20 protein-coding genes are annotated in these 17,510 nt (G+C 62.7%); all 20 read left to right on the top strand.

Going from position 1 to position 17,510, the window contains the following annotated elements; translation table 11 throughout:
- Positions 1-948, top strand: a 948-nt coding sequence (gene fabF / locus KG698_RS13985; protein WP_213686175.1) for a beta-ketoacyl-ACP synthase II, incomplete at its 5' end; no start/stop codon positions are given.
- 7 nt (positions 949-955) lie between these two features.
- Positions 956-2,119, top strand: coding sequence for an endolytic transglycosylase MltG (gene mltG / locus KG698_RS13980; protein WP_213686174.1), 1,164 nt, complete (start codon positions 956-958; stop codon positions 2,117-2,119).
- Positions 2,120-2,360: 241 nt separating this feature from the next.
- Entirely contained in the window at positions 2,361-2,714 is a 354-nt protein-coding gene (locus KG698_RS13975; RefSeq protein ID WP_213686173.1) for a hypothetical protein, read from the top strand.
- Positions 2,686-3,984 carry a terminase family protein gene (locus tag KG698_RS13970; protein ID WP_213686172.1) on the top strand — a complete coding sequence of 433 codons (1,299 nt, stop codon included), beginning with the start codon at positions 2,686-2,688 and terminating at the stop codon, positions 3,982-3,984. Before KG698_RS13975 ends, KG698_RS13970 begins: the two co-directional genes overlap by 29 nt.
- Positions 3,985-4,084: 100 nt before the next feature.
- Positions 4,085-5,248, top strand: a complete 1,164-nt coding sequence (locus tag KG698_RS13965) for a phage portal protein (protein ID WP_213686171.1) — start codon at positions 4,085-4,087, stop codon at positions 5,246-5,248.
- Positions 5,245-5,490, top strand: coding sequence for a hypothetical protein (locus tag KG698_RS13960; RefSeq protein WP_213686170.1), 246 nt, complete (start codon positions 5,245-5,247; stop codon positions 5,488-5,490). The genes KG698_RS13965 and KG698_RS13960 overlap by 4 nt, the downstream gene beginning before the upstream one ends.
- Before the next feature lie 9 nt (positions 5,491-5,499).
- On the top strand, positions 5,500-6,081 hold the full coding sequence (locus tag KG698_RS13955; RefSeq protein WP_213686169.1) for an HK97 family phage prohead protease: 582 nt from the start codon (positions 5,500-5,502) through the stop codon (positions 6,079-6,081).
- A gap of 30 nt (positions 6,082-6,111) precedes the next feature.
- On the top strand, positions 6,112-7,308 hold the full coding sequence (locus KG698_RS13950; RefSeq protein ID WP_213686168.1) for a phage major capsid protein: 1,197 nt from the start codon (positions 6,112-6,114) through the stop codon (positions 7,306-7,308).
- 164 nt (positions 7,309-7,472) lie between these two features.
- On the top strand, positions 7,473-8,060 hold the full coding sequence (locus tag KG698_RS13945; RefSeq protein ID WP_213686167.1) for a hypothetical protein: 588 nt from the start codon (positions 7,473-7,475) through the stop codon (positions 8,058-8,060).
- Complete coding sequence (locus tag KG698_RS13940; RefSeq protein ID WP_213686166.1) at positions 8,057-8,386, top strand: head-tail adaptor protein; 330 nt, start codon at positions 8,057-8,059, stop codon at positions 8,384-8,386. The genes KG698_RS13945 and KG698_RS13940 overlap by 4 nt, the downstream gene beginning before the upstream one ends.
- Positions 8,383-8,787, top strand: a complete 405-nt coding sequence (locus KG698_RS13935; RefSeq protein ID WP_213686165.1) for a DUF3168 domain-containing protein — start codon at positions 8,383-8,385, stop codon at positions 8,785-8,787. The genes KG698_RS13940 and KG698_RS13935 overlap by 4 nt, the downstream gene beginning before the upstream one ends.
- A 45-nt stretch (positions 8,788-8,832) precedes the next feature.
- Entirely contained in the window at positions 8,833-9,246 is a 414-nt protein-coding gene (locus KG698_RS13930; protein ID WP_213686164.1) for a phage major tail protein, TP901-1 family, read from the top strand.
- A 3-nt stretch (positions 9,247-9,249) separates the two neighbouring features.
- Positions 9,250-9,564 carry a gene transfer agent family protein gene (locus KG698_RS13925; RefSeq protein WP_213686163.1) on the top strand — a complete coding sequence of 105 codons (315 nt, stop codon included), beginning with the start codon at positions 9,250-9,252 and terminating at the stop codon, positions 9,562-9,564.
- Between the two features lie 8 nt (positions 9,565-9,572).
- Positions 9,573-9,770, top strand: coding sequence for a rcc01693 family protein (locus KG698_RS13920; protein WP_367114119.1), 198 nt, complete (start codon positions 9,573-9,575; stop codon positions 9,768-9,770).
- Positions 9,767-10,432 (top strand): phage tail tape measure protein, encoded by a 666-nt coding sequence (locus KG698_RS13915; protein WP_213686162.1) that lies wholly within the window; start codon positions 9,767-9,769, stop codon positions 10,430-10,432. The genes KG698_RS13920 and KG698_RS13915 overlap by 4 nt, the downstream gene beginning before the upstream one ends.
- Before the next feature lie 11 nt (positions 10,433-10,443).
- The gene (locus tag KG698_RS13910) at positions 10,444-11,076 is read left to right on the top strand and encodes a DUF2460 domain-containing protein (protein WP_213686161.1); all 633 of its coding nucleotides are present in this window, start codon (positions 10,444-10,446) and stop codon (positions 11,074-11,076) included.
- Positions 11,073-11,957, top strand: a complete 885-nt coding sequence (locus KG698_RS13905) for a DUF2163 domain-containing protein (RefSeq protein ID WP_213686160.1) — start codon at positions 11,073-11,075, stop codon at positions 11,955-11,957. The genes KG698_RS13910 and KG698_RS13905 overlap by 4 nt, the downstream gene beginning before the upstream one ends.
- 11 nt (positions 11,958-11,968) lie before the next feature.
- Entirely contained in the window at positions 11,969-12,385 is a 417-nt protein-coding gene (locus KG698_RS13900) for an NlpC/P60 family protein (RefSeq protein ID WP_213686177.1), read from the top strand.
- Positions 12,386-12,389: 4 nt separating this feature from the next.
- Positions 12,390-16,817: a glycoside hydrolase TIM-barrel-like domain-containing protein gene (locus tag KG698_RS15715; RefSeq protein WP_300984083.1), complete on the top strand. Its 4,428-nt coding sequence runs from the start codon at positions 12,390-12,392 to the stop codon at positions 16,815-16,817.
- The coding region (locus KG698_RS13885) for a DUF2793 domain-containing protein (protein WP_213686159.1) at positions 16,810-17,510 on the top strand (701 nt) is incomplete at its 3' end. The genes KG698_RS15715 and KG698_RS13885, both read left to right, overlap by 8 nt.

Raw genomic sequence — 17,510 nt, 5'->3', positions numbered from 1 at the left:
CAAGAGCGCACGGGCGTTTTGATCGGCTCGGGGATCGGGGGGCTCTCGTCGATTGCCGATACCTCGATCACGCTACAGGAAAAAGGGCCGCGCCGGGTCTCGCCATTCTTTGTGCCGGGCGCGCTGATCAATCTGATCTCGGGTCATGTGTCGATCCGGTATGGTTTCAAGGGGCCGAACCATGCGGTCGTGACGGCCTGTTCGACGGGGGCGCATGCGATTGGTGATGCGGCAAGGCTGATTCAATGGGGTGACGCCGATGTGATGGTGGCGGGCGGTGCCGAAAGCCCGATTTGCGCCATCGGGATCGCGGGTTTCAACGCTTGCAAGGCGCTATCGACCAAGCGCGGCCATGAGCCGGAGAAAGCCAGCCGTCCTTGGGATGCCGATAGTGATGGTTTCGTGATGGGCGAAGGTGCGGGTGTGGTCGTGTTGGAAGAATACGAGCATGCAAAAGCGCGCGGCGCTAAGATCTATGCCGAGATCTTGGGCTATGGGCTGTCAGGCGATGCCTATCACATCACCGCGCCGCCACCCAATCACGAAGGGGCGGAGCGCGCGATGCGCGCGGCGCTCAAGCGGGCGGGGTTGGCACCTTCGGCGATTGACTATGTGAATGCGCATGGCACATCGACCATGGCCGACACGATTGAGCTTGGTGCGGTTGAGCGTCTGATGGGCGATCACGCGGCCAAGGTGATGATGTCATCGACGAAATCGGCCACCGGCCATTTGCTGGGTGCCGCTGGCGCGATTGAGGCGATTTTCTCGATGCTTGCCATTCGTGATCAGATCGCACCGCCGACGATCAACCTTGATAATCCAGCGGCGGAGACCGCGATCAACCTTTGCGCCAATGCCGCGCAGAAGGGCGAGATCAACATCGTGCAATCCAACTCCTTCGGCTTTGGCGGGACCAATGCCTGCTTGATCATGGGACGGGTGTAACGCGCTGATGTGGAAGAGTGTCGCCGCCAATGGTATGAGTTTCCTGATCATTGTTTTGATCGCCTTGGCGGGGGCAATCGCGTGGGGCCAGCGGGAATTTCGTGCTCAAGGCCCATTGACGGAAGCGGCGTTTTTCGAAGTGCCGCGCGGTGCCACGCTGAGGCGTGTGTCGGAGCAGTTGGAGGCGGCGGGGGTAATCTCGTCGGCGATGCTGTTTCGGTTGGGTGCTGATTACGCCGATATGGCCGGTCAGCTGCGGTTCGGCAATTACGAGATCCCGCCGCGTGCCTCGATGGAGGAGGTGCTGGCGATTGTGACGACGGGCGGGCCGTCGACCTTCCGCTATACGGCGACTTATGTGCTGCGGTTGGAAGGCAGCGGCGAGTTGCGGCTGCGCGAACGCGTGCCGGGGGCAGGTGAGGTCGTGGCGCTGGCCGATTTCGCCTATGAGGATGGGGTGCCGGAGGTCTATTCCAGCTTGATCGCGGATGGATCGCCCATTGCCTATCGTGTCTCGGTGCCCGAGGGGCTGACCAGTTGGCAGATCGTCGAGGGTTTGCGCGCCGCCGATTTCTTGTCGGGCGAGATTGCAGAAATACCGGCCGAAGGGGCGATGGCGCCCGATACCTTTGAGGTGCGGCGCGGGCAGGATCGGCAAGCGATTGTCGACGATATGGTCGCGGCGCAAGCGGCGATCTTGGCGGCGGCATGGGCCAATCGGCAAGATGGTCTGCCGCTGGCCAGTGCGGAGGAGGCGTTGATCCTTGCCTCGATCATCGAGAAGGAAACCAGCGTGGCCGAGGAACGGCGGCTGGTGTCGAGTGTGTTTATCAATCGTCTGAACCGGGGCATGCGGCTTCAGACGGACCCGACGGTGATCTATGGAATCACCGAAGGGCGCGGTGTTTTGGGGCGCGGGATTCGCGCCAGCGAACTGCGGGCTGAGACGCCATGGAACACCTATGTCATCGATGGGCTGCCACCGACGCCAATCGCCAACCCCGGACGCGCGGCAATCGAGGCGGCGGTGAACCCCGAGGCGACCGATCTGATCTTTTTCGTGGCGGATGGGACGGGGGGGCATGCTTTTGCCGAAACCCTTGATGAACATAACAGAAATGTCGCGCGGTGGCGGCAGATCGAGGCAGAGCGCGCGGCATCGGGCCAGTGAGGCGGGGGCGTTTCTTACCAAGGGGTTAATGTGGAAACTTCTCTTAACCCTTTGTAAATAAAAAATATATTGACCTGCCGCGCGCTCCGTGGCATCTGTTTTGGCAAGCTGGAATACATGGGCAACGGTCTGGGGTTTGATCCTCTGGCCGTTTTTTTGTGCCTGACGTGCAAAACAGGTGCGTTGATCCGAACTCATGTGCTGCTCGTGTCCGGGAGGGTTTCCCACGCGAGGTTCTTCGATGATCGACAACATGACCGAGAGTGAGGATCTCGCCCAGGCCGACCGGACAGTGGCGCGGGCCTATAAAGCGCTGGAGGTCGCGGTCGAGCTGTTGGAGAGCGCGCTCGACGCGGCACGCGCGGCAGCCAAAGGCGATGCAACCGAGGTGGTCAAGGATGTGCGTGCAGTTGCCGCCGCCTTTCAGACTGCGCTTCAGGTGGAGGTGAAAGCGCGTGATGCAGGAAGCCAGAGATATACACGACGTGGAACAGGGCAGCTTGATCTCGATGCTGCCCGTGCTGAGATCGGGCGCAGATTGGCTCGCTTGCGCGCCACCCGCGACGATGGATGCGTTTCTGAAGGGGTTGAGTGACGAGGCTTTGGCGGCACTGCCCTATGTGTTCGAGTTTTGGGCCTTGGCCCATCAATTGCCGCCCGATGGGGAATGGACCAGCTGGGTCATTCTTGGGGGGCGCGGTGCGGGCAAGACGCGGGCGGGTGCCGAATGGGTGCGCGCCATGGTCGAGGGGCCAACGGCGGCGGCACCGGGGCAGGCGCGCAGGCTGGCCTTGGTGGGCGAAACCTATGATCAGGCCTTGGCGGTCATGGTGAAGGGCGAAAGCGGGATCATCGCCTGTTCGCCGCCTGACCGCGCGCCGCGTTGGATTGCGGGGGAGCGGCGGTTGGAATGGCCCAATGGGGCGGAGGCGCGGCTTTATTCGGCGCATGACCCTGAGGCGCTGCGCGGGCCGCAGTTCGACGCGGCTTGGGCCGATGAATTGGCGAAATGGCCAAAAGGGCAAGAGACGTGGGATATGCTGCAATTCGGCTTGCGGCTGGGCGATCATCCACGGCAGGTGGTGACGACGACGCCGCGCAATGTGGCGGTTCTGAAATCGCTGTTGCAGCGCAACAGCACGGTGGTGACGCAAGCCGCGACCGAGGCCAACCGGGCCAATCTTGCGCCCAGTTTCCTGCGCGAAGTGCGTGCGCGCTATGGCAAGTCACGGCTTGGCCGGCAGGAGTTGGATGGCGAGCTTTTGGAAGACGCGCAGGATGCGCTGTGGACGCGGGCCATGTTGGACGGGCTTAGGGTTGATCACGCCCCAGAAGATGCACGGGTGATCATCGCGGTTGATCCGCCGGTGACGGGCCATGCCCGCTCTGATGCTTGCGGGATCGTGGCGGTGGCAATCGAAGAGATTGGTGGTCCGCATGAGTGGCGCGCGGTCGTGCTGGAAGATGCCAGCGTCAAGGCCGCAAGCCCCATGGCTTGGGCCGAGGCTGCAGCGGCGGCCTATCATCGGCATGGGGCCACGCGGATGGTGGCCGAGGTCAATCAGGGCGGCGATATGGTCGGGCTGATCATGCGGCAGGTCGATCCGCATGTGAATTTGCGCCCTGTGCGCGCGGTCATCGGCAAGGCCGCGCGCGCCGAGCCTGTCGCGGCTTTGTACGAGCAGGGGCGGGTGCGCCATCTGGGCGGGTTGGCGATGCTGGAAGACGAGATGTGCCTGATGACCCTGCGTGGCTATGAGGGTGGGGGCAGCCCTGACCGACTTGACGCCTTGGTCTGGGCTTTGACCGATGGGCTTTTGCGACCCGGCATGCGGGCCTTGAGCCCGCAGATCCGGGCGATCTAGCCGAGGTCGATTTTTTGGAATGAACCATGGCCCCGCGGGGTCGGCACGGGGCGCACCTTGGGGCTGCCCTGTCTTTCTTTCTGCCTGAGGAGTGCGGTGCATGGGTTTGAAATTATTTTATAAGGGCAAGGAAACGCAGGTTGAGAGAAAGGCATCCGCGGCAGCGCGCGTGGCGGTTTGGGGAAGCGTGGGGCGCGTGGCTTGGAGCCCGCGCGATACGGTTTCGCTGACGCGCAACGGCTTTCAGGGCAATCCCGTGGGCTTTCGCGCCGTGCGCTTGATCGCCGAGGCGGCGGCGGCCTTGCCCGTAATCTGCCGCGAGGATGCGCAGCGTATGGAGATGCATCCGATCCTGTCGCTTTTGGCGCGGCCCAACCAAGCGCAGGGGCGGGCTGAGCTGTTGGAGGCGGTCTATGCGCAGCTTATGCTGGCGGGAAATGCCTATCTAGAGGCGGTGCAGGGTGACGATGGGGTGTTGGTCGAGCTGCATGTGTTGCGCTCGGACCGGATCAGCCTTGTGCCGGGGGCGGATGGTTGGCCGATGTCCTATGATTATGTCGTGGGCGGGCGGACGCATCGCTATGCGGCTGAAAGCATTTGCCACATCAAGACCTTTCATCCGCATGATGATCATTACGGCCTTGCCCCATTGCAGGCCGCCGCCACCGCGATTGATGTGCATAATGCGGCGGCGCGCTGGTCGAAGGCCCTGCTTGATAATGCGGCGCGGCCTTCGGGGGCGATTGTCTATCGCGGGGCGGATGGTGCGGGGGCGATGTCGGATGATCAGTTCACCCGCCTGCAAGAGGAGTTAGAGACCCATCACCAAGGCGCGCGCAATGCCGGACGGCCCATGCTGTTGGAGGGCGGGCTTGATTGGAAGCCCATGGGGTTCAGCCCCTCGGACATGGAGTTTCAAAAGACCAAGGAGGCAGCGGCGCGCGATATCGCCTTGGCCTTTGGGGTGCCGCCGATGTTGTTGGGTATTCCGGGTGACGCCACCTATGCCAATTACGCAGAGGCCAATCGCGCATTTTATCGGCTGACCGTTCTGCCTTTAGCGCAGAAGGTCTTGGCCCATTTGGCGGGCTTTGTGTCTGGGATGGCGGGGGTGACTGTCGATCTGGAACCCGATCTGGACCAGGTGCCAGCCTTGGCCATGGAGCGCGACAGCCATTGGCGGCGGATTGCTGAGGCTGATTTCCTGACCGAAGCCGAAAAGCGGCGGTTGCTTGGCTTGCCCGAGCGCGCGGAGGGCGCATGAGCGGGCGCGACACGGGTGGATCGCGCTATTTGTACGCCCCTTTCGATGCAGCCAGCGCGCGGATCGACGCCAATGAACGCGTGCTTGAGGAGCGCTGGCTGGCGTTGAGCGTTCGGCTGGAGCGGATCGAGGCAGCGCTTGAGCGGTTGGAGCGGCGGCTATGGGTAGCTGTTTTCGGCATGGTGTCGGTGGTTCTGGCGCAGGGTCTTTCCGACATCCTTCAACTCAATATCCTAAGGTAGGTTGATGATATGAATGAGTTTTTTCCAGCCCATCTGGAGACAAAGTTCGCGCGGTTCGATGCCGACGCGCTGAAGGTCTCGGATGATCATGAGATCGCGGGCTATGCCAGCCTGTTCGGGGAATGCGATCAGGGCGGCGATATCGTGGAGAAAGGTGCCTATCACGCCAGCCTGAAGCGATTGGCGGGCAATGGGCGACGGGTACGGATGCTGTGGCAGCATGACCCAACCGAGCCCATCGGGATCTGGGACGAAGTGCGCGAGGATGGCCGCGGGTTGTTCGTGAAGGGCCGTTTGCTGCTTGAGGTGGCACGCGCACGTGAGGCGGCGGCCCTGATCGCGGCGGGGGCCATCGACGGGTTGTCGATTGGTTATCGCACCTTGCGTGCGACAAAGGACGGGCAGGGGCGAAGGCTTTTGTCCGAGGTGGAGCTATGGGAGGTCTCGCTTGTGACTTTTCCGATGCTTCCCAAGGCGCGGGTCGGTTCAGCAGTTTTGGCCCAAGAGGCCAAGGCCGATGGCGACCTGATGGATCTGGCGTGGGCCTTCGAGGATGCCCGCGCCAAGCTGGCGGTGCGCAAGCCCCGCTGACCCCAACCATCCAAAGCAGAGGTGATGGAGATGACCGAGACCCGATCAGGGGCGGCGGACGATACCCGTGCAGCCCCCTCAGCGATTGCGGACGTAAAGGATGCCATGCGTGGCTTCTTAAGCGAATTCAATCTGTTTCAAGACGACATGAAGGAAAAATTTCAAAAGCAGGAAGAGCGTATTGCCATGTTGAACACGAAGATGACCACCCATTCCCGCCCTGCGCTGTCGGCACAGATCGATCAGGCCGCGCCGCATAAGAAGGCGCTGGCGAGCTATCTGCGCAATGGCGATGATGATGCGCTGCGCGGTCTGGAGATCGAGCGCAAGGGCATGAGCACGGCGGTGAATGCCGAGGGTGGCTATCTGGTTGATCCACAGACGGCCGAGACGATCCAATCGGTCTTGCGCGCCTCGGCGAGCCTGAGGGCTGTGGCAAATATCGTGCAGGTGGAAGCGAGCAGTTTCGATGTTTTGATCGATACGACCGACACTGGGGCAGGTTGGGCCGACGAGGTGACCGATACCGCTGAGACAGGCACGCCGCAGATCGAACGGATTTCGATCGCGCTACATGAACTGTCGGCGATGCCCAAAGCCTCGCAGCGCCTTCTCGACGATGCGGCCTTTGACATTGAGGGCTGGTTGGCGGGCCGCATTGCGGACAAGTTCGCGCGCGCCGAGGCAGATGCCTTTATCAACGGCGATGGCGCGGGACGCCCCTTGGGGTTCTTGAGCGGCTTCGTGATGCCGAATAATTCTTGGACATGGGGCACGCTTGGCTATGTTGAAACCGGCACCGCCGGTGATTTCGACGCAACCAACCCCGCCGATACAATCGTCGATCTGGTCTATGCCCTCGGCGCGCAATACCGCGCCAATGCGACATTCGTGATGAATTCGAAAACGGCGGGTGCGGTGCGCAAGATGAAGGACGCCGATGGGCGCTTCCTTTGGGCCGATGGGCTGGCGGCGGGTGAGCCGGCGCGGTTGATGGGCTATCCGGTGCTGATCGCCGAAGATATGCCCGACATCGCCATCGACAGCACGGCCATCGCCTTTGGCGACTTCCGCGCAGGCTATACCATTGCCGAGCGTCCCGAGCTGCGCGTGCTGCGCGACCCGTTCAGCGCTAAGCCGCATGTCTTGTTCTACGCCACCAAGCGCGTCGGCGGTGCGGTGTCGGACTTCGCCGCTATCAAGCTGATGAAGTTCGGCATCGCTTGATCCGTCGCTGAGCGGAGTGACGCGACCCCGCCCCTGACTGGTAACGGTTGGCGGGCGGGAGGGACGGTGCGCCGTGCGCGATCCAGCTGCGCGTCTCTCCGCTTGAGCAGCGCGGGCGGCGCACCGTCCCACCCCTTCACGACAGGAATTTGGGAGATGACAGAATGATGATGGTCGAATTGACCGCGATCCCCAGCGCGGCGTTTCCTGTCGCGGTTCTGGCCGGGTATTTGCGGCTGGCGCATGGGTTCACGGATGATGCGAGCCAAGATGCGGCACTCGAGCGGTATCTGCGCGCATCTTGCGCAGCTATCGAGGCGCGTATCGGCAAAGCACTGTTTGCGCGGCGTTTTCTTTTGACGGTGTTGGAGTGGCAAAGCGCGGCCTCGCATCCCTTTCCGCTGGCACCTGTGCGCGAGATCGTGGCGGTCAGGACGCTGACGCGTGAAGGCACGCAGGTGACGGTCGATCCGGCGAGCTACCGGCTGCAACCCGATGCGCATCGCCCGCTTTTGGTGGCGACGGGGGGGCGTCTTGCCCAACCCACGCAGGCGGGATCTGTCGAGGTGGAGTTCGCGGCGGGCTTTGGGGCGGAGTGGGGGGATATTCCCGCCGATCTGCAACAGGCTGTGATGATGCTGGCGGCAAGTTATTGGGGGCAAGAGAGCGATCCCGCCCAAGGCGTGCCACAGGCGGTCGCGGTGTTGTTGGAACCATACCGGCCCATCCGCTTGCGGGGGGGCGGGGCATGAGAACGGCACATCTTAACCGTCGCCTTGTGTTGGAGGCCCCGTCGCGCATTGCCGATGGATTGGGCGGATACAGTGAAGTTTGGGTCGCGCGCGGGCATATCTGGGCGGCTGTGACACCGCGCGGTGCGGGCCGCGAGGTGGATCAAGCGGCGCGTTTGCAACTGGTCATTACTATGCGGGCCGTGCCGCAGGGGGCGGCGGCGCGCCCAGATGCGACGATGCGATTTCGCGATGGTGCACGGATCTATCGGATCGAGGCGGTGCATGAAAGCGATGCAACGGGTCGCTGGCTGACCTGTTTTGCCATCGAGGAGGTCGGACGATGAGCTATGGCATGTCGGCCGCCCTTCAGGCGGCGGTTTTCAGTGCCTTGTCCGACGATGTGGCGATCCACGCCTTATCCGGTGGGGCGGTGCATGACGCCTTGCCGCCGGGACCGATGGCACCGCTTTACGTAGTTTTAGGGCCAGAGCGGGTGCGCGACGCCTCGGACAAGACCCATGCGGGCGCGGTGCATGATTTCTCGGTGACGGTGGTCAGCCAAGGGGCGGGTTTTGGCGCGGCCAAGGCGCTGGCGGCGGCGGTATCGGATCGGTTGAGCGGTGCGGATCTGGCCCTGTCGCGAGGGCGTTTGGTGTCGCTGCGGTTCTTGCGCGCCCGTGCCGGTCGACGCGACGGGGCGCGCGAGATTGAGCTGTGGTTCCGTGCCTTAGTCGATGCGGAATAACCTGAAGAACGCTGTTCATCTTATTGTTAGTGAGAAGGAAAAACGATGTCTGCGCAGAGTGGAAAAGACCTTTTGGTCAAGGTCGATATGGATGGAAACGGTGTTTTCGAGACGATGGCAGGGCTGCGTGCCACGCGGTTGAGTTTCAATGCTGAGCAGGTGGATGTCACCAGCCTTGAATCTGCGGGCGGCTGGCGTGAGCTGTTGACCGGCGGCGGTGTCAAATCGGCCAGTATCTCTGGCTCGGGCGTGTTTCGGGACGGTGCCACAGATGCGCGTGCGCGCCAGATTTTTTTCGACGGCGCGACGCCGGGCTTTCAGGTGGTGATCCCCGATTTTGGTATCGTGGAGGGGAATTTCCAGATCACGGGGATCGAATATGCCGGCAGCCATGACGGCGAGGCGACCTATGAGATGTCGCTGGCATCGGCAGGCGCGCTGATCTTTTCGGCGATTTGAGCGATGGCGAACCCTTGGGCGGGTGAAGTGTTTTTGGTCATCGATGGGCAGCGCCATGTGGCCAAGCTGACGCTTGGGGCCTTGGCCGAGTTGGAGGCGCGGCTGGAAGCCGAGAGTTTGGCTGATCTTGTTGCCCGGTTCGAGGGCGACGCGTTGCGCATGCGCGATGTGCTTTTGCTGGTCTGCGCGGGTTTGCGTGGCGGCGGGTGGCAGGGTGATCTGGCCGATCTCTTGGCGGCAGATATCGAAGGTGGGCCGCTTGAGGCCGCCAGGGTGGCAGCGCGTTTGTTGGTGCTGGCCTTTCGTGTGCCGGGGTGAGCGCGCCCTTGTTTGATTGGCCAGCTTTGATGCGGGCGGGCATCCAAGGTTTTGGGCTTGCGCCTGAGGTGTTCTGGCGGCTGAGCCCGGCGGAGTTCTTGCTGATGCTGGGCGATGCGCCGGAGGCAGCACCATTGCGACGCGCGGGGCTAGAGGCCTTGATCGCGCGTTTCCCCGATAAAGCGACAAAGGAGACAGGCCAATGACCGTGATGGATGAGGGTATCGATGCCCTTGAAGCGCAGATTGCTGATCTCGAGGTCACGATGGCGGGAACAGCCAATGTAGCGGCCGCCTTTCAGGCCGAGTTGCGCGGAATGCAAGGTAGCCTGCTTTATACAGGGCGCGAGGTGCAGAGTATGAGCCGGGCCATTGGGGGCGGCTTGCGGCGGGCCTTTGACGGGGTGGTGTTTGACGGGATGCGGTTATCCGATGCCTTGCGCGGTGTGGCGCAAAGCATGTTGGACACGGCCTATAGCACCGCGATGCGCCCGGTACAGAATGCCTTGGGCGCGGCCTTGACCAATGGAGTCAACGGGTTGGTCAGTAGTATTTTGCCCTTTCAGCAAGGGGGCGCCATTGCGCAAGGACGGGTGATGCCTTTTGCGCGGGGTGGTGTGGTGCAGGGGCCAACGGGCTTTGCCATGCGTGGTGGCATGGGGCTGATGGGTGAGGCGGGGCCGGAAGCGATCATGCCGCTGCGCCGTGGTCCTGATGGGCGCTTAGGTGTGGCCGCCGCCGGGGGCGGTGGGCCCGTGCAGGTCGTGATGAATATCACCACGCCCGATGCGCAGGGGTTTGCGCGCAGCCAGACACAGATCGCCGCACAAATGAGCCGCGCATTGGCGCGCGGCCAGCGTAACCGTTGAGGGGGCATGCCATGGCTTTTCACGACGTTCGTTTCCCAGCCAATCTGAGTTTCGGATCAACCGGTGGGCCAGAGCGGCGCACCGAAGTGGTGCAGCTAACCAACGGGTATGAGGAGCGCAACACGCCGTGGGCGCAGTCGCGACGGCGCTATGATGCGGGGCTGAGCCTAAGGTCTTTGGACGATATTGCGGCACTGATCGCCTTTTTCGAGGCGCGGCGCGGCCAGATGTACGGCTTTCGCTGGAAAGATTGGGCGGATTTCAAAAGCTGCCAGCCTTCGGCCATGCCCGCTTATCGCGACCAAGATATCGCGATTGCGGATGGGATGACGCGGGATTTTGCGCTGAGCAAGCGCTATGGCACGGGTGTGCAAAGCTATCTGCGCCCGATCACCAAGCCGGTCGAGGGGACGGTCTTGGTGGGGATTTCGACTGATGAGCAGGTGTTGGGTGTCGATTTCGAGGTCGATCTGGCAAGCGGGATCATCAGTTTTTCTGAAGCCCCCGATGCGGGCGAGATCATTACCGCCGGGTTTGAATTCGATGTGCCGGTGCGTTTTGACACTGACATGATCCAGACAAGTGTCGCGAGTTTTCAAGCAGGTGAGGTGCCAGCCGTGCCTGTGGTGGAGATCCGGCAATGAGCGGGGTTGCGGGGATCGACGCGCATTTGGCCACTGGGGCCACAGAGTTGTGCCGCTGTTGGCAGTTGACCCGTGCGGATGGCTTTACCTTAGGCTTTACTGATCATGACAGGGCCTTGGCCTTTGATGGATGTGATTTTCGCCCCGAGACTGGGTTATCGGCACGCGCGCTGAGCCAGAGCACGGGTCTTGCCGTTGATAACACCGAAGCCGTTGGCGCGCTCAGCGATGCCGCGATCACCGAGGCCGATATCGCTGCAGGCCGCTATGATGGCGCGATGATCGAGGCATGGCTGGTGCAGTGGAGTGCGCCCCAGAACCGGGTGTTGCAGTTTCGCGGCCATTTGGGCGAGCTGACACGGGCGAACGGTGCCTTTAGTGCCGAGTTGCGCGGCCTTTCGGAGCGGATGAACATCGCCACGGGGCGGGTTTATCAGCGGGCTTGCGCAGCGGTGTTGGGTGACACTGATTGCGGTGTTGATCTGTCTGGTGACAGCTTTCGCGCACAGGCCGAGATCGTATCGGTCAGCGATGGCCGCGTGATGCTGCTGGCCTTGTCCACGCCGTTTGCGCCGCGTTGGTTCGAGCGTGGGCATTGCCGCGTTGAGACGGGTGCCGCCGAAGGGTTGGGCGGTGCGATCAAGATCGACCGTGTTGTGGGTGATCTGAGGCGGGTTGAGTTATGGGACCGGGTGCGCGGTGACATCGCTCAGGGCGATTTGGTGCGCCTGAGCGCAGGCTGTGACAAGCGGATGGACACCTGTCGACTGAAATTCGGGAATATCGTGAATTTTCGTGGCTTTCCCGATCTGCCCGGCGATGATTGGTTGATCGCCCATCCAAGCCGCGTTTCGGCGCGCGACGGGGGCAGCAGGCGGTGAGCGCTGTCGTGATGGCGGCGCGCGGCTGGCTTGGCACGCCTTATGTGCATCAAGCCAGTTGCCGAGGTGCGGGCTGCGATTGTTTGGGCCTTTTGCGCGGCGTGTGGCGCGAGGTTTTGGGCCAAGAGCCTGAAGCCGTGCCCCCCTATACCGCCGATTGGTCGGAGGCCTCGGGCCAAGAGCGGCTTTGGCAGGCGGCCTTGCGGCATTTGCGGCCCAAGGATTTGGCCGATGCAGCCCCCGGCGATGTGCTGCTCTTTCGCATGCGCGAGGGCGGGGTGGCCAAGCATTTGGGCCTACAGGCCGAGATCGGCGATAGGGCAAGTTTTATCCATGCCTATAGCGGGCATGGTGTCGTGGAAAGTGCGCTGACGCCGCCTTGGGCGCGGCGCATCGTGGCGCGCTTCACGTTTCCTGAAGGGATATAAAAGCATGGCGACGATCCTTTTGTCAGCCGCAGGCGCGGCTATCGGCGGCATGGCGACTGGCCCGATCCTGGGGCTGTCGGGGGCGGTCGTTGGCCGCGCGGTCGGGGCAACGCTGGGCCGTGTGATTGATCAGCGGTTGATGGCGACGGGGTCGGGCTCGGAGCCGGTGGAGCGGGGGCGGGTCGATCGCTTTCGGATCACGGGGGCAAGCGAGGGTGCGCCGATTGCGCAGCTTTTCGGGCGGATGCGGCTCAGCGGTCAGGTGATCTGGGCTACCCATTTCGTTGAGACCGTGACCACGAGCGGTGGTGGCGGCGGCGGTGGTGGTGGTCGTGGCAAAGGTGCAGCACCGCGCCCTGCGCCGACGCCTGTGACCACGACCTATAGCTACTCGGTCAGCCTTGCGCTGGCGCTTTGCGAGGGCGAAATCCGGCGGATCGGACGCATTTGGGCCGATGGGGTGGAGTTGGACCAGACCACCATCGCAATGCGCGTCTATCACGGCACGCAAACGAAGATGCCCGATCCCTTGATCGCAGCGGTAGAGGGGGCGGGACAGGTGCCCGCCTATCGCGGCATTGCTTATGTTGTTCTCGAAGATTTCGACCTTGCGACTTTTGGCAATCGGGTGCCGCAGTTCGCCTTTGAGGTGGTGCGTGCGGCCCAGCCAAAGGCCGCGCTCTTGCCTGCCGCCGCCGATTTGGTGCGCGCGGTCGCCTTAATGCCGGGGACAGGTGAGTATGCGCTGTCGACCCGCCAGATCACGCTTGATAACGGCTTTGGCCATCGCCAGGCGATCAACACCAATACGCAAGCGGGCGGGCCTGATTTCAATCGCGCGCTGGAGCAGATGCGCGCGAGCCTGCCCAATCTGGCCTCTGTCAGCCTGATTTATTCGTGGTTCGGTGATGATCTGCGCGCGGGTACGTGCAGTGTTAGGCCAAAGGTCGAGGATACGGCGCTGGACGGTGTCGAGATGCCATGGCGCGCGGGTGGGATCGGGCGCGCGGAGGCGAGCATTTTGGCGCGTGTCGATGGGCGGCCGATCTATGGGGGAACGCCGGCCGATGCCTCGGTCATCGAGGCGATCCAAGCGATCCGCGCGGGTGGCCAGGAGGTCATGCTCTACCCGTTTTTGCTGATGGAGATTTTGGCAGGCAATGGCTTGCCTGACCCATATGGCAGGGCGGAGCAGCCACCTTTGCCGTGGCGGGGGCGCATTACGGGCGCGCTTGCACCGGGCATGCCGGGTAGCCCTGATGGCACGGCGGCAAATGCTGCGGCGGTGGCGGAATTTTTTGGCAATGTGCGTGCCAGCGATTTCATCGTGGGGTCGGGCGAGGTCAGCTATTCTGGGCCTGCAGAGTGGAGCTATTCGCGCTTTATCTTGCATGCGGCAGCGCTTTCTGCGGCGGCGGGTGGGGTGGATGCATTTTGCATCGGCTCGGAAATGCGCGGGTTGACCCAGATGCGTGATGCGCAGGGCTTTCCGGCGGTGGCGCGATTGATCGCGCTTGCCGCCGAGGTGCGCGCGTTGTTGCCCAATGCGAAGCTTAGCTATGCCGCCGATTGGTCGGAATATTTAGGCTATCATCCGCAGGACGGGACAGGTGATGTGTTTTTCCACCTCGACCCGCTGTGGGCCAACGCCAACATCGATTTCATCGCAATCGACAATTACATGCCGCTGAGCGATTGGCGTGATGGCGATGATCATGCTGATGCTGATTGGGGCGAGATCCATGATCTTGGCTATCTGGCCGCCAATATCGAAGGCGGTGAAGGGTATGATTGGTACTATCCCACCGAAGAGGCGCGCACAGCCCAACGCCGTGAGCCGATCTCGGATGGGCAATATGATGAGCCTTGGACCTTTCGCTACAAGGATCTGCGGGGTTGGTGGAGCAATACGCATCACAACCGGATCAATGGACCGGCGGGATGGGCCGTGCCAAACGGGGATCGCCCCGATCTTTGGGCCGCGACAGGCGGTGCCGGGTGGACCCCCGTCGCGGGGGATTTCGTCGAAGGCCGGTTTCGCAACGCGGTCGAGATCACGGATGTTGCAGGCAATTTTCTGTCGGGGATGCGCTCGGCTGATTTCTTGAACTTGCAAGATACCGTTTATCAGGTCCGGCTTTACTATCGTTCCGGAACGGCGAGCCATCTACGCCTGACGCTCGACCATCGCGGGCCAGCGGTGCAGTGGATCTATGTGGTCGGAGCGCCGGGGAACTTGCAGCCCAGTCTTGTCTCAGGGCATGTGGTGCAAGCAGTTGAGAACCTTCAGCATCCTGATGGTACATTCGAGTTTCGCTGCGAGATTATTGCCCAAACAACTGATCCTGCGGCGAATTTCGGCTTTGGTCCGGGTGGCAATACTGTCGGTCACACCGTCGTTTTCGTGGGCCTCGAGGTCACGGCGCGGGCGTTGCATCAAACGGGGTGGATACCGGGTTCAAAGCCGGTGCGCTTTACCGAGATCGGTTGCCCTGCCGTGGATAAGGGCACCAATGAGCCCAACAAGTTTTTTGACCCAAAAAGTGCCGAAAGTGCCTTGCCGCGCCATTCCAATGGGCGGCGCGATGATCTGATCCAAGCGCAATACCTGCGCGCGATCATGTCTTATTGGGACGATCCCGCGCGCAACCCGATCTCATCGGTCTATGGCGGACGGATGTTGGAGATGAATTACGCCCATATCTGGGCGTGGGATGCGCGGCCTTGGCCCGCCTTTCCCAACGAGGCGGGGCTTTGGTCGGATGGCGGCAATTGGCGTTTGGGCCATTGGGTCACGGGCCGGATTGAGGCCGCGCCGCTGGACCGCGTCGTGGCCGAACTATGCGAAGCGGCAGGGGTGCATGATTATGATGTCTCGCGGTTGTTCGGGCTGGTGCGTGGTCATGTCTCGGGCGAGACGGAAAGCGCAAGGGCACGTTTGCAAGCCTTGATGTTGGCCCATGCGTTTCAGGCGGTTGAGCGTGATGGCAAGCTAGTGTTCTTGCCGCTGCCACGCAAAAGTGCCGCTGTGATCACCCGCGACGATACCGCCTATGATGCGGACGGCGGGGGCGGCATCAGCGAAACCCGTGCCGCTGCCGCCGAGGTGGTGGGTCGGGTGCGCCTTGGCCATGTCGCGGCCGAGGCGGCTTACGAGGATCGCGTCGCCGAGGCGGTTTTTCCCGGCGATGGTGCCGATGGCGTCACGGCGCTGGATCTGCCCATGGCGATGACGGGTCCAGAGGGGCTGGCCGTGGCCGAGCGTTGGCTGGCTGAGGCACGGATCGCGCGCGATCAGCTTAGGCTGGTCCTACCGCCCTCACGCCGCGCCTTGGGTGCGGGCGAGATGGTCGCGCTGGAAGATGGCTCGACTTGGCGGATTGACCGGATCGAGGATCGCGGCACCCGCGAGATCGAGGCGGTGCGGGTCGAGCCCACATCGCGCGAGCCATCCGATGCAGTCGAAGAGGTTGTCGCCAACACGACCTATATTGCCCCTGTTCCAGTCAGTCCGGTTTTTCTCGATCTGCCCTTGCTGAGCGGTACAGAGGTGGAGCATGCGCCCCATCTGGCCGTCTCGGCCCTGCCTTGGCCCGGAACGGTGGCGGCCTATGCCGCGCCGGGGACGGACGGCTTTAAGCTCAACCGCCTGATCGAGCGGCGCGCGTTGATTGGGCGGCTGGTCACGCCGCTGCGTGCGGCAAGTGCGGGCCTTTGGGATCGCGGCACGCCGTTTCGGGTGGAGATGCCCATAGGCCAGCTTTCGGCGGCTGAACAGGGAACGGTGCTGAACGGGGCCAATGCGGCAGCGATAGGCTTGGGCGATGAGGATGATTGGGAGGTGATCCAATTCGCTGATGCGACGTTGGTGGGCGAGAATCTTTGGGACATCAGCATGCGGTTGCGCGGACAGCAAGGCACGGATGCGATCATGCCCGCGATCTGGCCCGAGGGGAGCTTGTTTGTGGTGCTGGACGGGGCGCCGGTGCAGATCGACCTGCCTATCGCGGCAAGGGGCTTGGCGCGGCACTATCGGATTGGGCCAGCGCTAAGATCGGTCGATGATGCGAGCTATGTCGAAAGGGTGCGCGCCTTTCGCGGGGTTGGCTTGCGTCCATTCGCGCCTGCCCATTTGCGCGCACGGCAGCAAGGCGGTGATCTGGCGCTGTCTTGGGTGCGGCGTACGCGGATCGACGGCGATAGCTGGGAGGGCTTTGATGTGCCGCTTGGTGAGGCCAGCGAGCAATATCTGCTGCGCGTTTGGGCTGGTGGCGCGATGCGCCGAGAAACAGTGCTGAGTGCGCCGGTCTTCACCTATAGCGCCGCGATGCGGGCAAGCGACGGCATCGCGGGCCAATATTCAATCGAGGTTGCCCAATTGTCCGATCGGTTCGGGCCGGGGCCATTTTCAAGGATCGCGTTCGATGACTGACACACCGCAAATGTCACTGCCCCTGTTAGCACCCGCACAGGCGCAAAAACATGTGACCGTGAACGAGGCCTTGGCGCGGATCGATGCATTGACGCATCTGGTGCTGGCCTCGGTCAGTGTGGCAAGCCCGCCGGTTTCCGCGCCTGATGGCACGCTGCATGGCGTGCCTGATGGGGCAACGGCTGATTGGGCGGGGCAAGCGGGCAAGCTTGCGCTGCGCATGGGGGGCGGATGGGTCTTTGTGCCGCCACAGGTCGGATGGCGCGCCTTTGTGCGGGACGCAGGCGTGTCGGCAATCTGGAATGGGACCGGCTGGCAAATGGGGGCAATAACACTGAGCCCGGCAGGTGCGGCGCTGGCGGTGCACGCATTGCAATTCGACCTGCAGATCACAGCGGGGGCAAGCGTGACGAGCAGCGTCACGATCCCGCCGCGCGCGATCTTGTTCGGGGTTACGGGACGGGTGGTCGACGCCATCACCGGCGCGGCACAAAGCTGGAGCCTTGGGGTCGCGGGCGATGCGGGCCGCTTTGGTACCGGGCTTGGGGTGGCAAGCAATGCATGGGTCAATGGCCCGGCGGCACCGATTGTCTATTGGGAAGCGACGCCTTTGCTCTTGAGCGCGCAAGGGGGGGATTTTGCGGGTGGCACGGTGCGGTTGATCATCCACTACGCCAATCTTAGCCTACCTGC

Origin of the sequence: Roseicyclus sp. (assembly GCF_018402035.1) — a bacterium.
Classification (GTDB): domain Bacteria; phylum Pseudomonadota; class Alphaproteobacteria; order Rhodobacterales; family Rhodobacteraceae; genus Roseicyclus.
Note: the sequence above shows the minus strand (reverse complement) of the source record. Positions and strands in the feature narration are given on the sequence as shown.

Excerpts from the sequence above, each read along its gene's own strand:
- KG698_RS13910 (WP_213686161.1), top strand. The coding sequence starts at position 10,444 with ATGGCTTTTCACGACGTTCGTTTCCCAGCCAATCTGAGTTTCGGATCA.
- KG698_RS13965 (WP_213686171.1), top strand. The coding sequence starts at position 4,085 with ATGGGTTTGAAATTATTTTATAAGGGCAAGGAAACGCAGGTTGAGAGA.
- KG698_RS13900 (WP_213686177.1), top strand. The coding sequence starts at position 11,969 with ATGGCGGCGCGCGGCTGGCTTGGCACGCCTTATGTGCATCAAGCCAGT.
- KG698_RS13925 (WP_213686163.1), top strand. The coding sequence starts at position 9,250 with ATGGCGAACCCTTGGGCGGGTGAAGTGTTTTTGGTCATCGATGGGCAG.
- KG698_RS13955 (WP_213686169.1), top strand. The coding sequence starts at position 5,500 with ATGAATGAGTTTTTTCCAGCCCATCTGGAGACAAAGTTCGCGCGGTTC.
- KG698_RS13930 (WP_213686164.1), top strand. The coding sequence starts at position 8,833 with ATGTCTGCGCAGAGTGGAAAAGACCTTTTGGTCAAGGTCGATATGGAT.
- KG698_RS13940 (WP_213686166.1), top strand. The coding sequence starts at position 8,057 with ATGAGAACGGCACATCTTAACCGTCGCCTTGTGTTGGAGGCCCCGTCG.
- KG698_RS13970 (WP_213686172.1), top strand. The coding sequence starts at position 2,686 with ATGGATGCGTTTCTGAAGGGGTTGAGTGACGAGGCTTTGGCGGCACTG.
- KG698_RS13915 (WP_213686162.1), top strand. The coding sequence starts at position 9,767 with ATGACCGTGATGGATGAGGGTATCGATGCCCTTGAAGCGCAGATTGCT.
- mltG (WP_213686174.1), top strand. The coding sequence starts at position 956 with ATGTGGAAGAGTGTCGCCGCCAATGGTATGAGTTTCCTGATCATTGTT.
- KG698_RS13945 (WP_213686167.1), top strand. The coding sequence starts at position 7,473 with ATGATGATGGTCGAATTGACCGCGATCCCCAGCGCGGCGTTTCCTGTC.
- KG698_RS15715 (WP_300984083.1), top strand. The coding sequence starts at position 12,390 with ATGGCGACGATCCTTTTGTCAGCCGCAGGCGCGGCTATCGGCGGCATG.
- KG698_RS13950 (WP_213686168.1), top strand. The coding sequence starts at position 6,112 with ATGACCGAGACCCGATCAGGGGCGGCGGACGATACCCGTGCAGCCCCC.
- KG698_RS13905 (WP_213686160.1), top strand. The coding sequence starts at position 11,073 with ATGAGCGGGGTTGCGGGGATCGACGCGCATTTGGCCACTGGGGCCACA.
- KG698_RS13960 (WP_213686170.1), top strand. The coding sequence starts at position 5,245 with ATGAGCGGGCGCGACACGGGTGGATCGCGCTATTTGTACGCCCCTTTC.
- KG698_RS13935 (WP_213686165.1), top strand. The coding sequence starts at position 8,383 with ATGAGCTATGGCATGTCGGCCGCCCTTCAGGCGGCGGTTTTCAGTGCC.
- KG698_RS13975 (WP_213686173.1), top strand. The coding sequence starts at position 2,361 with ATGATCGACAACATGACCGAGAGTGAGGATCTCGCCCAGGCCGACCGG.